At 70.6% G+C, this 13,410-nt stretch carries 13 protein-coding genes; 5 read left to right on the top strand and 8 right to left on the bottom strand.

Annotated features, from left to right (window positions below):
• Positions 1–64: 64 nt before the first annotated feature.
• The 4 genes from ACZ6Z4_RS10020 to ACZ6Z4_RS10035 all read right to left on the bottom strand — a co-directional run bounded on the left by ACZ6Z4_RS10020 (position 65) and on the right by ACZ6Z4_RS10035 (position 3,633).
• Positions 65–313 (bottom strand): DUF2630 family protein, encoded by a 249-nt coding sequence (locus ACZ6Z4_RS10020; RefSeq protein WP_465560871.1) that lies wholly within the window; start codon positions 311–313, stop codon positions 65–67.
• Positions 310–1,077 (bottom strand): ABC transporter permease, encoded by a 768-nt coding sequence (locus tag ACZ6Z4_RS10025; protein WP_465560874.1) that lies wholly within the window; start codon positions 1,075–1,077, stop codon positions 310–312. Before ACZ6Z4_RS10025 ends, ACZ6Z4_RS10020 begins: the two co-directional genes overlap by 4 nt.
• A gap of 19 nt (positions 1,078–1,096) precedes the next feature.
• A complete protein-coding gene (locus ACZ6Z4_RS10030) occupies positions 1,097–2,806 on the bottom strand; it encodes an AMP-binding protein (protein WP_465560878.1) in 1,710 nt (569 codons plus the stop codon).
• A gap of 62 nt (positions 2,807–2,868) precedes the next feature.
• Positions 2,869–3,633: an MBL fold metallo-hydrolase gene (locus tag ACZ6Z4_RS10035; RefSeq protein ID WP_465560881.1), complete on the bottom strand. Its 765-nt coding sequence runs from the start codon at positions 3,631–3,633 to the stop codon at positions 2,869–2,871.
• A gap of 85 nt (positions 3,634–3,718) precedes the next feature.
• Between ACZ6Z4_RS10035 and ACZ6Z4_RS10040 the strand changes: the two genes are divergently transcribed.
• Positions 3,719–4,303 carry a CGNR zinc finger domain-containing protein gene (locus ACZ6Z4_RS10040; RefSeq protein ID WP_465560884.1) on the top strand — a complete coding sequence of 195 codons (585 nt, stop codon included), beginning with the start codon at positions 3,719–3,721 and terminating at the stop codon, positions 4,301–4,303.
• Position 4,304: 1 nt separating this feature from the next.
• On the opposite strand, the gene ACZ6Z4_RS10045 is transcribed toward ACZ6Z4_RS10040, so the two are convergent.
• Complete coding sequence (locus ACZ6Z4_RS10045; protein ID WP_465560887.1) at positions 4,305–5,450, bottom strand: ArsB/NhaD family transporter; 1,146 nt, start codon at positions 5,448–5,450, stop codon at positions 4,305–4,307.
• A gap of 79 nt (positions 5,451–5,529) precedes the next feature.
• Here ACZ6Z4_RS10045 and ACZ6Z4_RS10050 point away from each other — a divergent pair, with 79 nt between their 5' ends.
• Together ACZ6Z4_RS10050 and ACZ6Z4_RS10055 are read left to right on the top strand one after the other, a co-directional pair.
• Positions 5,530–8,280 carry a bifunctional acetate--CoA ligase family protein/GNAT family N-acetyltransferase gene (locus ACZ6Z4_RS10050; RefSeq protein ID WP_465560890.1) on the top strand — a complete coding sequence of 917 codons (2,751 nt, stop codon included), beginning with the start codon at positions 5,530–5,532 and terminating at the stop codon, positions 8,278–8,280.
• Positions 8,277–9,230 carry a phosphotransferase enzyme family protein gene (locus ACZ6Z4_RS10055; RefSeq protein WP_465560893.1) on the top strand — a complete coding sequence of 318 codons (954 nt, stop codon included), beginning with the start codon at positions 8,277–8,279 and terminating at the stop codon, positions 9,228–9,230. Before ACZ6Z4_RS10050 ends, ACZ6Z4_RS10055 begins: the two co-directional genes overlap by 4 nt.
• Here the strand turns inward: ACZ6Z4_RS10055 and ACZ6Z4_RS10060 are convergent.
• Positions 9,212–9,724: a DUF2087 domain-containing protein gene (locus ACZ6Z4_RS10060; protein ID WP_465560896.1), complete on the bottom strand. Its 513-nt coding sequence runs from the start codon at positions 9,722–9,724 to the stop codon at positions 9,212–9,214. The genes ACZ6Z4_RS10055 and ACZ6Z4_RS10060 overlap by 19 nt on opposite strands.
• 33 nt (positions 9,725–9,757) lie before the next feature.
• The gene (locus ACZ6Z4_RS10065; RefSeq protein WP_465560899.1) at positions 9,758–10,777 is read right to left on the bottom strand and encodes an aldo/keto reductase; all 1,020 of its coding nucleotides are present in this window, start codon (positions 10,775–10,777) and stop codon (positions 9,758–9,760) included.
• Positions 10,778–10,810: 33 nt separating this feature from the next.
• On the opposite strand from ACZ6Z4_RS10065, the gene ACZ6Z4_RS10070 reads away from it, so the two are divergent.
• Both ACZ6Z4_RS10070 and ACZ6Z4_RS10075 read left to right on the top strand, forming a co-directional pair.
• Entirely contained in the window at positions 10,811–11,521 is a 711-nt protein-coding gene (locus ACZ6Z4_RS10070; RefSeq protein ID WP_465560902.1) for a TetR/AcrR family transcriptional regulator, read from the top strand.
• A gap of 24 nt (positions 11,522–11,545) precedes the next feature.
• Positions 11,546–12,562, top strand: coding sequence for a P1 family peptidase (locus ACZ6Z4_RS10075; RefSeq protein ID WP_465560905.1), 1,017 nt, complete (start codon positions 11,546–11,548; stop codon positions 12,560–12,562).
• Here the strand turns inward: ACZ6Z4_RS10075 and ACZ6Z4_RS10080 are convergent.
• Positions 12,559–13,398 carry a hypothetical protein gene (locus ACZ6Z4_RS10080; RefSeq protein ID WP_465560908.1) on the bottom strand — a complete coding sequence of 280 codons (840 nt, stop codon included), beginning with the start codon at positions 13,396–13,398 and terminating at the stop codon, positions 12,559–12,561. The two genes, ACZ6Z4_RS10075 and ACZ6Z4_RS10080, sit on opposite strands and share 4 nt — an antisense overlap.
• Positions 13,399–13,410 lie beyond the last annotated feature (12 nt).

Consider the following 13,410-nt stretch of genomic DNA (forward strand, 5'->3'; position numbering starts at 1 on the left):
ACGTAGCGCCCTTCAAGTACCGGCCACCTGATCGGTGGCCGGTACTTGAGAGGTCTGGTTGCTGCTAGTTGAGGTAGCCCTCGACCGTGTCGGCGGAGCGGGACTGCGCGGTGTCGGGGTCGTCGCCGAACTCGCGCTTGGCGCGGCGCTGGCGGAGCAGGTCCCAGCACTGGTCGAGCTCGACCTCGAGGGCGCGCAGGCGGGCCTTCTCGTCGGCGTCGTCGACCTGGCCGGCGGCGTGCTTGGTGCGCAGGTCGTGCTCCTCGGCCACCAGGCCGTTGATGCGGTGGAGGATGCTGTTGTCGTCGGTCATGAGGAAACCGTACGCCCGTCCGGCAGCGCGGCGCGGGCAAGGAGCTCCGCGGTGACCAGGATGGCGATCGCCTCGGCCGCGATCAGGCCGAGCAGGACCACGAGCTGCAGCGCCGCGGCCGCGGTCGGTGACGCCCCGCCGAGCACCATCCCGACGAAGGCGCCCGGCAGCGTGACCAGCCCGACCGTCCGGGTCTGGTCGAGCGCCGGCAGCAGCGCGTCGCCCGCGGTCGGCCCGGCGACCAGCTTGAACGCGTCCGGTGGCATCAGCCCGATCGAGAGCGCGGCCTCGTACTCGCCGAAGCGCGCGCCGTACTCGTGGAGCAGCCGCCGGCCGGCCAGCGTCGTCGCGTTCATCGCGCCGCCGATGACGATCCCGCCCATCGGCAAGATCGTCTCCGGATTCCGCGGCACCACCCCCGGCAGAATCAGCAGCAGCAACACGACGCACGCGCTGCCGCCGATCGCGACCGCGCAGTACGCGAGCAGACCGGGGACCACGGCGGTCGACTGGAGCCGCCGGGTGCTGGTGATCGTCGCGACCGTCAGCATCACCAGCACGAACGCCAGCGCACCCCAGATCGTCTGCAGCGCGAACCCCACGACCGCGCCGACCAGCGCGAGCTGGAGCACGGCCCGGACCGCCGCGGTGACGATGCCCTTGTCGTGCCGCAGCTGCGCCGACCGCGAGGCCAGGACGGCGATCGCCACCAGCAGCGGCAGGACGACGAAGGCGGCCACTCCCAGGCCGGTGTCGGTGGACATCCGGTCATTCCACCACGAGTCAGGCCGGCTTGAAGTCCGCCTCGTCGTAGGTGTGCTCGCCGCCGGTGCCGGCAGCAACCTTCTCGGCCTCGTCGGTGCGCAGCTCGACGCGCCGGATCTTGCCCGAGATCGTCTTCGGCAGCTCGGCGAACTCCAGCCGCCGGATCCGCTTGTACGGCGCCAGGTGGTCGCGGCAGAACTGCAGGATCTCCCCGGCCAGCTCCCGCGACGGCTCCCGCCCGGCCGCCAGTACGACGTACGCCTTCGGCACCGCCAGCCGCACCGGGTCCGGCGACGGCACGACCGCCGCCTCGGCGACGGCCGGGTGCTCGATCAGCACCGACTCCAGCTCGAACGGCGAGATCCGGTAGTCGCTGGCCTTGAACACGTCGTCCGAGCGTCCGACGTACGTGATGTAGCCGTCCTCGTCCCGGCTGGCGACGTCGCCGGTGTGGTAGAAACCGCCGCGCATCACCTCCTCGGTGAGCGCCGCTGCGTCGCGGTACCCGCGCATCAGCGGGACCGGCGGCGGCGCGAGCTCGATGCAGATCTCGCCGTCGTCACCGACCGCGTCGGTGCTCGGGTCGACCAGGGCGATCGAGTACCCCGGCAACGGCCGGCCCATCGAACCGAGCTTCACCGGCTGGCCCGGCGGGTTGCCGATCTGCGCGGTGGTCTCGGTCTGCCCGTACCCGTCGCGGATGGTGATGTCCCAGGCGTTGCGGACCTGCTCGATCACCTCCGGGTTGAGCGGCTCGCCGGCCGAGATGCACTCCCGGATCGCCACCTCGACCGCGGACAGGTCGGCCTGGATCAGCATCCGCCAGACCGTCGGCGGCGCGCAGAACGTGGTCACGCCGTACGTCTGCAGGACCTGCAGCATCTTCTCGGCGTCGAAGCGCACGTAGTTGTAGAGGAAAACGGTCGCCCCGGCGTTCCAGGGCGCGAAGACGTTGCTCCAGGAGTGCTTCGCCCAGCCGGGCGAGGAGACGTTGAGGTGCACGTCGCCGGGCTGCAGGCCGATCCAGTACATGGTCGACAGGTGACCGACCGGGTAGCTGACCTGGGTGTGCTCGACCAGCTTGGGCTCGCTGGTCGTACCGGAGGTGAAGTAGAGCAGCAGCGAGTCGTCAGCGGCGGTGTCGACCTCGGGCACCGGGCCGTCGTACTGGCGGGTGTCCTCGTAGCTGAGCCAGCCGTCGACCGGCTCCCCGATCGCCACCCGCAGGCAGTGGTCGGCGACGCCGTCGTACCGGGTGGCGTCCGCGCTGGCCGTCACGACGACCCGTACGCCGCCACGCGTGATGCGGTCGGCCAGATCGGCGTCGGTGAGCAGGGTGGTCGCCGGGATCATCACCGCTCCGGCGCGGATGCAGCCGAGCATGACCTCCCACAGCGGCACGGTGTTGCCGAGCACGATCAGCACCCGGTCGCCGAACTGCAGCCCGTGCTCGGTGAGCCAGCCCGCGACCTGCCGCGAGCGCTCGGCCATCTCGGCGTACGTGAGCGAGTTGACCTCGCCGTCCTCCTCGACGATCGTCAGCGCCGCGACCTCGGGCTGCTCGACCGCGAGCGCGTCGAACCAGTCCCGCGCCCAGTTGAACCGGTCGAACTGCGGCCAGCTGAAGTCGCGGTACGCCGTGTCGTAGTCCTCCCGGTGCGCGACCAGGAAGTCGCGGGCGGCGCGGAAGGTCCGGGTGTTGTCCGAGGTGCTCTGTTCCTCGCTCATGGACCGCACTCTTCCCGACGTAGGTGCCCACGGCAATCCAGCCGCGCGGCGTTGGGGACTGGTCAGCTGGTGACAGCAAGGTCCAGGCGGTCGGCCAGTCCTGCTCTGGTGAACGCAGCGAGGAGTTCGTCGCGGCCTTCGGTGAAGTGGGCCCAGCTGTCGTAGTGGACCGGGACCACGCGCTGCGCGTCCAGCAGGCGGGCGGCCTCGGCGGCCTGGGTGCTGTCGAGCACGAGGGGTTCGCCGTCGAACAGGACGGGGATGCGGGGAGCTCCGGCGTAGAGGATCGCCGTGTCGATCGGCGCGAACCTGTCGGTGATCTCCTGGACAGCTGCGAGCGACGCGTTGTCGCCGCTGACGTAGACCGTCGGCAGGCCGTCGCCGGTGAGAACGAACCCGACGACCTGGCCGGTGAACTTCTCGACCTCCTCGCGCGGGCCGGGCCCGTGGATCGCCGGCACACCGGTGACGGTGACCGCGCCGTCGTTCAGCTGGACCGACTCCCAGTCGGCCAGGCCCCTGCTGCCCGTCCCCAGGCGCTCGGCGCCAGCGGGGGTGGTCAGCGTCAGCGGCACCTCGGCGAGGAAGGCGCGCCCGGAGGTGTCGAGGTTGTCGGGGTGCTGGTCGTGCGACAGCAGCACGACATCGATCGGTCCGAGCTCGGCCGGCTGCCCGGTGGACGGGGCGGTCTTGCACAGCTTCCGGTTCCCGCCGCGGTCGTAGTCGCCGGGCTCGTCGAAGGTCGGGTCGGTGAGGAACCGCACCCCGCCGTACTCGAAGACGGCGGTCGGCCCGCCGAGGGCGCGGACGGTGAACTGCTCGGTCATGACTCTTCCTCACGGATCGACGAGTTCTTGCCATGAGAACGGTAGGGGTTCCTCACGGATGACCGCAAGCCGTACCATGAGAGTCATGAGCTCGACCGTCGAGACAGTCCTGCAGTCCGCGCCTGGCGCGGAGCGGTACGTCGCGCTCGACTTCGTCAACAGCGGCTACGCCCTGCCGAACGGTCACTTCGTCGACCTGCTCGGCACCTCGGACGCGACCAACCTCTGGCTGGTCGCGCACGACCTCGCGCCGGACGGTGCCGACCTCCGGGAGATGTGCGCGGCCCAGCTGCGCTCGCTGCGTGAGCAGGTCAGAGCGTTGTTCGCGGCCCGTGTGGACGCGATCCCGGTCCTGCCGTCGGCACTGAGCGCCGTGAACGACGCCCTGCGCAAGGTGCCCACGGCCCCGATGCTGCTCTGGGACGAGAAGTCCGGGCCGTACCGCGAAGCGGCGTACCCGCTCAACGAGGTCCTCGACCACGCGTTGGCGACGATCGCGGCGAACGCGGCAGACCTTTTGGCCGGCCCGGACGGGGAGCACCTGGCCGCCTGCGAATCCCCACCGTGCAACCGGTACCTGCTCCGCCACGGTCGCCGCCAGTGGTGCTCCACCCGCTGCGGCGACCGCGTGCGCGCGGCACGGGCCTACGCCCGCCGTACGGCGAACTGAGCTACAGGTTCAGCGCCAGGACGGCGCCGGTCAGCACCAGGGGTGTCAGGATCAGTCCGCGCCACAGGAAGGACCACCACGAGATGTGGACGCCGGCCGCTTGGCAGCGGTCGCGCCAGAGCAGGGTGGCGAGGGATCCCCAGAGCGTCAGCAGGCAGCCGGTGTTGACGCCGATCAGCAGGAGCATCATCCGGTGGCCCTCGGCCGCGGCGACCGGTTCCATCGCCAGGTACGCCGGGAGGTTGTCGAAGAGGTTGGCACCGGCTGCTGCCGTGCCGGTGAGCCTCAGGTCTGATGCGAGGCCTGACGAGACGGTGCCGGCGATGTCGCCGAGCAGCTGCTCCAGCCCGTGGGCGGTGAGCGCTCCGACGACCAGGAACAGCCCGACGACCGTGACAACTAGTCGCCAGGGGACCAGGGACCAGCTGAGTGCTCCCCGGCGTCTCACGGCGAACAGGATGGTGAGAGCGACCGCTCCGATGCTGGCGGGGATGGCGACCTCGACACCGGAGACGAAGGCCGGTCCGAGCGCCAGGCAGACTCCTGCCGAGCTCCAGAAGAGGACCTTGTCGTCGACCGCTGGAGTCGCCGGTACGGCGTACTCACGCCGCAGGTCCCGGTGGAACAGCGCGGCGAGCACAGCGACGGTGATGAGGATCGCTGCGAGCGCCGGGCGCCAGCTGAGGCCCAGGTAGTCGCCCAGGCTCAGCCCGAGCTGGTCGAGGCGGTGCAGCGCCAGCAGGTTGGTCAGGTTGGACACGGGGAGCAGCAGGGACGCCGTACCGGCCAGCCAGACGGTGGTGAAGGCGAACAGCTTCGGTGGGATGTCCAGCTGCCTGGCCATCGCCAGCACGACCGGAGTGAGCAGCACCGCACAGGTGTCCAGCGACAGCACGATGGTGAGCGCAGTAGCCAGTACGACGACCAGCAGCCACAGCCGCCAGGTCTTGCCGCGCGCCAGGTGCGCCGCCTCGCGCGCTGCGACGTCGAACACCTTGGCGGAGTCGGCCAGCCCAGCGATCACCGTCACCGCGACCAGGAACACCAGCACGGAGGCGATCCGCTCCAGCACTCCCACCGCGTCGTCCAGCCCGAGCAGGCCTGAGCCCAGCACGCTCAGTCCGCCGAGCGCGCTCAGCCACCACATGCGCCAAACCCTATGCGGAGGCTTTCCATCGACCGGAACGGCGTCGTCCGGGGGACTGTGCGGTGAGTACGCTGATCGGGTGACGCCGCCGGAGGAGCCTGACACCGCCGGGCAGACCCTGGCCGGGCTGCCGCTGGCGGGACGACCGCTGTCCGGGCGGCCCGACGGATACCCCGCGGAGCTGGAGGCGGACGTCGTACTGCGCGACGGTGCGACCGCACACCTGCGGCCGATCACTCCGGAGGACGCGGACCTGCTGGTCGAGTTCTACGCGCGGGTGTCGGAGCAGTCGAAGTACTACCGCTTCTTCGCGCCGTACCCGCAGCTGTCCGACCGGGACGTGGCGCGGTTCACTCAGGTCGACTACCACGACCGGCTGGCGCTGATCGTCACCGTCGCCGACCAGATGATCGGCGTCGGCCGCTACGAGCGGACCGGGCGGCGGACGGCGGAGGTCGCGTTCCTGATCGAGGACGCGCACCAGGGCCGCGGGCTCGGGCAGCTGTTCCTGGAGCACCTGGCGCAGGCCGCCCGGGAGAACGGGATCGCCCGGTTCGTCGCCGAGGTGCTGCCGGACAACCGCAAGATGATCACCGTCTTCACCGAGGCCGGCTACACCGTCGCCCGGGAGTTCGAGGACGGCGTGATCATGGTCGAGTTCGACATCGCGCCGACCGACACCTCGTTCGGGGTGATGCAGGCCCGGGAGCAGCGCTCCGAGGCGCTGTCGATCGCGCGGCTGCTGACGCCGACCAGCGTCGCGGTGATCGGCGCCTCCCGGCGCGAGGGCACGATCGGCAACGCGCTGCTGCGCAACCTGCGCGACGGTGGCTTCCCCGGGCGGCTGTACGCCGTCAACACCGACACCAAGGCCGAGGCGATCGACGGCGTCACGGCGTACGGGACGATCCGGGACGTACCGGACACGGTCGATCTCGCGGTGGTCGCGGTGCCGGCCGAGGCGGTGGTCGACGTGGTGCTGGACTGCGCCGCGAAGGGTGTGCGCGGGCTGGTCGTGGTGTCGAGCGGGTTCGCCGAGGTCGGGGCCGAGGGGCGGCGCCGGCAGCGGCGGCTGGTCGGGCTGGCGCGCTCGTACGGGATGCGGGTGATCGGGCCGAACGCGCTGGGCGTGATCAACACCGTGCCGGGGGTGTCGCTCAACGCGACGCTGTCGCCGCTGATGCCGAGCCGGGGGCGGGTGGCGTTCTTCTGCCAGTCGGGTGCGCTGGGGGTCTCGATCCTGGCCGACATGGTCGGGCGGGGGCTCGGGCTGTCGAGTTTCGTTTCCGCAGGCAACCGAGCTGATGTCTCGGGCAACGACCTGATGCAGTACTGGTACTCCGACGAGTCGACCGAGGTCGTGCTGCTGTACCTGGAGTCGCTGGGCAACCCACGCAAGTTCAGCCGGGTCGCGCGGCGGCTGGCGCGGCGCAAGCCGGTGATCGCGCTGAAGTCCGGGCGGGCGACTCAGGGGGTGCCGCTCGGGCACACGGTCCGGCGCAGTCATTTGCCGGCGGCAACGGTCGACTCGCTGTTCCGGCAGAGCGGGCTGATCGGCGTGGACACCACCGGTGAGCTGTTCGACGTCGCGCAGCTGATCGCGCACCAGCCGCTGCCGAAGGGCCGCCGGGTCGCGATCGTGAGCAACTCCGACGCGCTGACACTGCTCGCGCTGGACACGATGGCCGGGTGTGGGCTCGATGTGGCGGGGGAGCCGCACACGCTCAGCGCTGACGCCAGCGCTGCGGACTTCGGTGAGGCGCTGGGTGCGGTCTTCGCTGATGACGAGGTGCACTCCGTTGTGGTGATCTTCACGCCGCCGGTGCAGTCGAACGTTGCCGAGGTCGCGCAGGTGCTGGCGGCGGCCGCCGCTGGGTCGGAGAAGCCGGTGGTGTCGACGTTCCTCGCGTCGCGGAGTGTGCCGGAGCAGCTTCGGGTGCCGGATGAGCACGGGGGAGCGGCTCGGGGGTCGATTCCGTCGTTCCTCAATCCGCAGTACGCCGTGGGGGCGCTGGCGAAGGCGACCCAGTACGCCGAGTGGCGGCGGCGGGCTGATGATCGGACTCCGGAGCTGCCTGGGGTTGACTCTTCGGGCGCGGAGGATTTCGTTGCGGAGTTCCTGCAGCGGCATCCGTCCGGGGCTGATCTGGACGATGCTGATCGGCAGCGGTTGCTGAGTTTCTACGACATCAGTGTGTTGCCGGCGTTCCCGGTGCTGTCGGCTGATGAGGCGGTGGCTCGGGCTGCGGATCTTGGGTTCGAGGTGATCCTCAAGGCGACGGCCGAGCAGTGGCGGATGCGGCCCGACCTGGCAGACATCTGGCGGCACATTCACGACGAGGACGACATGCGCGAGGCCTGGGCGGAGATGACGCGGACCTTCGGGGTCGCGGCGGATCCGGGGCGGGCGCAGTTCGTCGTACAGAAGATGGCGCCGCCGGGGGTGCCGGTGGTGATCTCGGCGCAGGAGGACGTTGCCTTCGGGCCGGTCGTCTCGTTCGGGCTCTCTGGCGTCGCAACTGATCTGCTGGGGGACCGGTCGTACCGGATGCCGCCGTTGACCACCGCCGACGCGGCCGAGATGGTGCGTGAGGTGCGGGCTGCGCCGTTGTTGTACGGGTACCGCGGTTCGGATCCGGTGGACATCGCGGCGATCGAGAACCTGCTGCATCGGGTGTCGCGGTTGACGCTGGAGCTGGAAGAGGTCGTGCGGCTCGACCTGCGGTCGGTGCTGGTCGCGGCCGATGGTGCGACGGTGCTGGACACGTCGATCCGGATCGCGCCCAACGAGAAGCCCCGGCAGGACACGCCGGCCCGCCGGCTCACGTGAGGGAATCGCTCGCGGCAGACGGCGCTTCCCGGGCCGACCTGCTGGCGTCGGCGTTCGGGCTCGGCGGCGCCATCGCCTTCACCCGGGTGGCCCGCGGCGCGATGGGCGCGGTGTGGCGACTGGAAACCTCTGCAGGTGTCTTCGCCGCCAAAGAAGCCTTCTGGAAGCAGCCCGTGGAATCGGCCGTGCTCGACGAGGTCGCCTTCCAACGCGCCTGTCAGGTGCGCAGCCCCCAACCGCTGACCACCCCGTCCGGCGCGTACGTCGCCGACGGCTGGCGCCTCTACGAGTGGATCGACGGCGTAGTACCTCCCCGCGACGACCTCGACACGATGGTCTGGCTCGCCGAGCAACTCGCGACGATCCACTCCCGCGCCTGGACCGACGGCCCGATGGAGACCAGCGACTTCTACCACCGCGTCGACGTCGACTGGCCCGCGCTCGCCGCGCGAGCGCCCGAGCTGGCTGGCTCGGTTCCGCGGCTCACCGAGCTGGCTGGCTCGGTTCCGCGGCTCACCGAGCTCAGCGAGCTGGTCAACGCGACGCCCCTCGGCGACTTCGTCCTTTGCCACCGCGACCTGACGCCGGACAACGTGCTGATCGGTGCCGACGGCCCCTACCTCGTCGACTGGGACAACGTCGGCCCGCTCGCCCCGACCCAGGAGCTCGGCTTCCTGCTGATCAACCACCTGACCGACGAGCCCTCCGTCCGACGGCTCTCCTCGGCGTACCGGAAGGCCGGCGGCCCCGGCGAGATCACCGGTCCCGACGGCTTCGCGACCGGGCTGGCGATCATGCTGAACTACCTGAACGTCCAGCTCAGCGCCGCACTCGACGTCACGATGTCCGACGACCACCGCGCGTTCGGCGCCGCGCAGGTCCCCGGGCTGATCCAGTCGCTGCCCGCTCCCGGCGTACTGGAGCGGGCAGCTCAGGCCGCTCGGCTGTAGATGCCGTCGGTGCGCGTCAGGTACCAGTAGTCGACCAGCTGCCGCCGCAGCGTCGCGTAGTCGGCGTGCCAGCGCTGGAGGATCTCGTTGACCTCCGGCTCGGCGTACGACCTGCCGGGCTCGAAGTCGGCGGCGAGGTGTTCGAGCACGACCTGCAGCTTCGCCGGCACCGTCGGGAAGTGCGTCAGCTTCCCGTCGCGGATGAACGCCCGCAGCACGTTGTCCCGCGCGGGATCGGCGGAGAGCGGTTCCCGCTCCGGTCTCCCCGCCCGTACGGCGTCCTTGAACGCGTCCAGGTCGGCGTGCAGCCCGTCCTGATCGGCGACCACCAGCTCGCTCTTGTTGAGCCGCTGCAGCGCCTTGCTCACCACCGCGAGCTCCAGGCCGGTCTGCTCGACCACCTGGCCCGGCGTACCGGCGCCCAGTACGACGGCGGAGTACACCCGCAGTCGCGTCGGTTCGGCGAGCAGTCCACAGAGCTGGTCGGCGTTCATGCCATCCACGCTAGTGACGGCGGCAACGGGTTTTCAGCGGCGGCGCGACGCCGGGGCGAGCGCGTCGGTGAACGACATGTTGTCCTCGGGGTGGATCGTCACGCCCGGCGGCACGATCTCGTCGATCCGGTCCAGAAGATCGCCGGAGAGCGCGATCTCGGCGGCCGGGAGCTGCGACTCCAGGTGCTCCATCGTGCGCGGGCCGATGATCGCCGAAGTCACCGCCGGGTGCCGTACGACGAACGCGATCGCGAGCTCGATCAGCGTCATCCCGGCGCTCTCGGCCAGCTTCGCGAGCGCGTCCGCGGCCGCGAGCTTGCGCTGGTTGACCTCGAGCCCGAGATCGAAGCGCGCGGGGAAGCGCCCGGCGCGACCCGACTCGGGCTGGTCGGCGTCGAGCCGGTAGCGGCCGGTCAGCCAGCCCATCGCGAGCGGGCTGTAGGTGAGCACGCCCATCCCGTGCCGCAGGGTGGTCGGCAGGACGTCGTTCTCGATCGCGCGGGCGAGGATCGAGTACGGCGGCTGCTCGGTACGGAAGCGCTCCCGGCCGCGCCGCTCGGCGACCCACTGGGCCTCGACGATCTCCGACGCCGGCACCGTCGAGGCGCCGAACGCGCGGATCTTGCCTTGGGCAACGAGGTCGGAGAGCGCGCCGAGGGTTTCGTCGATGTCGACCGTGGGGTCGAGGCGGTGGATCTGGTACAGGTCGATCCAGTCGGTGCCGAGCCGGCGCAGCGACCGCTCGACGGACTCGACGATCCAGCGCCGGGAGGTGCCGCGGTGGTTCGGGTCGTCGTCGTACGGGAGACCGACCTTGGTCGCCAGGACGACATTGTCGCGGCGGCCCTTCAGTGCTTGGCCGACGATCTCCTCGGACTCGCCGGCCGAGTAGATGTCGGCGGTGTCGACGAAGTTGATCCCCGCGTCGAGGGCGCGGTGGATGATCCGGACCGAGTCGTCGTGGTCGGGGTTGCCGGCGCCGCCGAACATCATCGCGCCGAGGCAGAGTTCGCTGACGGTGATGCCGGTGCGGCCGAGAGGGCGGTAGTCCATCTGAAGTCCTTTGCAGAAGGTATGCTCCGGAGTATGACCGGAGAGGCTATCCACTTAGACAGTAACGGACAGGCTATCCACTTACAAGAGAGCTCTGTCCCGGAGGCGCCGGCAGGTGGCGCTGAGGCGACGCCGCGTCCGGATGCCGCTCCGACGCCGCGTGCTGACGCCGTACCGCAGCAACCTGCCGACGCCGTACCGGCCCGGCGGGCCGATGCGCGCCGGAACCGGGACAAGATCCTCGGCGCGGCCCGGCAGGCGTTCAGCGAGGGCGGCGAGACCTCGATGGCCGAGATCTCCCGGCGCGCCGGCGTCGGCATGGCGACGCTCTACCGCAACTTCCCCGGCCGCCGCGAGCTCCTCGAAGCCGTCTACGCCGACGAGGTCGCCGCGCTGTGCTCCGCCGCGGCCAACGCCGAGGGGGAGACGCCGGGCGCGGTGCTGCGGACGTGGTTGCTGCACTTCGCCGCCTTCATCACCGCCAAGCGCGACGTCGCCACCGAACTCCTGACCCAGCTCGGTACCGACGAGTCCGTGATGCACGAGGGCCGGACCACCGGCCTCGCGGCCGGCCGCCCGCTCCTGCGAGCCGCCCAGCAGTCGGGCGAGGTCCGCCCCGACCTCACCCTCGAGCAGATCTTCGACCTGGTCGTCGCCGTCGCCACCATCCCCGCCGACGCCGGCTACGTCGATCCCATCCTGCGCACCGCCCTCGACGGCCTGTTCACCCCACCGCAGGCCTGACCGCCCCCGCTTCGCCGAGGTGCTATGACAGTCCCCATGCAGCCAGGCCCGCACAACGCGATCACCGACGTCCCCGGCGTACTCGTCGGCCAGGTCGAACGCACCGACCCGCCGTACCTGACCGGTACGACGGTCGTCTACTTCCCCGGTACGGCGGTCGCCGGCGTCGACGTCCGCGGCGGCGCCCCCGGCACCCGCGAGACCGACCTGCTCGACCCGGTCAACTCCAACCCCGGCGTCAACGCCATCGTCCTGTCCGGCGGCAGCGCCTACGGCCTCGACACCGCCGCAGGCGTCATGTCCTGGCTGGAGGAGCGCGGCGAGGGAGTCCGCGTAGGCCCCGGCGACCGAGACGTCGTCCCCATCGTCCCCGCCGCCGTCATCTTCGACCTGGGCCGAGGCGGCGCCTTCACCGCCCGCCCCACCGCGGACTGGGGCCGCGAAGCCATCGCCGCCGCAACCAACGGCCCAGTTGCCCAAGGCAACCACGGCGCCGGCGCGGGAGCCCGCGTAGGCGCCCTCAAAGGCGGCACCGGCACCGCCAGCGTCGTCCTCGAAGACGGCACCACAGTCGCCGCCCTGGCGATCGTCAACGCCGTCGGCTCAGCCACAACCCCCACCGGCCGCCTCCACGGCGAACCCGCAGCCCTGACCGAAGAATTCGGCACCCTGACCACCCCCACCGAACCCCCACCCACCGCCCCCACCATCCCCGGCATGAACACCGTCATCGCCGTGGTCGCCACCGACGCCCCCCTCGACAAACCAGCAGCCAAACGCCTGGCGATGATCGCCCACGACGGCCTCGCCCGGGCCATCGACCCCGTCCACACCCTCCTCGACGGCGACTCCATCTTCGGCGTCTCCACCGGAGCCGGCCCGAAGCTGACCGTCACCGACCCCACCGCCCTCGCCCGCCTGGAAGCAGTCTTCGCCGCCGGCGCCCGCTCCCTCACCCGAGCGGTAGTCCACGCCGTACTGGCCGCCGAGTCAGCCAACGCTCTCCCGAGCTACCGAGACACTTACCCGTCGGCGTTCTAGAAGTAGTCGAAGAACCGATCCCACCACGTGGAGCCTGGAGAGAGTGCGGCCGCACCGTCGTACCGGTTCCCGAGCACTTCCTCCGGCACGACGACGTACCCGAGGTCGGTCAGCGCCTGCTCGATCATCGCGACGTCCCTCCGGTCGATCGCCCCTGCCGCCCGCGCGTCCTGGACACCGAAGAAGGCCCCGGGCCGGTCGGCCGCGATCATCGCCAGCGGCCAAAACCTGCTCACCGTCACCGTGATCTGGGTGGCACTCACCGCGGCTTTCGCCGGTACGACGATCCGCCCGAACTCTGCGGTGTCCTCCATGTCCCGATCGACCTCGCACCGAGTCGAGAAGGCTGACTCGAGCTGCTCGTGCAGTGACAAGAACGTGGCGGTCGCCCGCCGGATGTCGAAGCCGGCCGGAGACTCCAGCCGCTCCGGGGCGTCGAGCCGCCGCAGCAACTCCATCGGCTCGGCATCGGATGGCAGCTTCGCTACGGTCGCCAAGGGTCCTGTCGGTCCTGCGCCGCGATCACCAGCCGACGACGACGCCGACCTGATCTCGATCAGTCGGCGGCCGTCGGGCGAGTAGACCCAGACGACGGATCGGCTCTCGAGAAGGTCCAATCCCTGATCGGTGGGCGGCGCCAGTCGGACGGACGGAACGTCGCGACTGCTCCACAGGACGATCACCTCGGTCGCGTCCGGCAGTTCGTGGGCGAGGTCGATCGCAGCCGGCGAGCCGAGGATCTGCTCACCGGGCACCTCGGACCAGTTGATCGTGGCGTCGGAGTTCCGCGGAAAGCGGGCGACGCTCTGGCCCTCGTACTCGAGGTGCTGAAGCAACGAAAGGACCTC

It is taken from the genome of Kribbella sp. NPDC104740, from assembly GCF_055583505.1.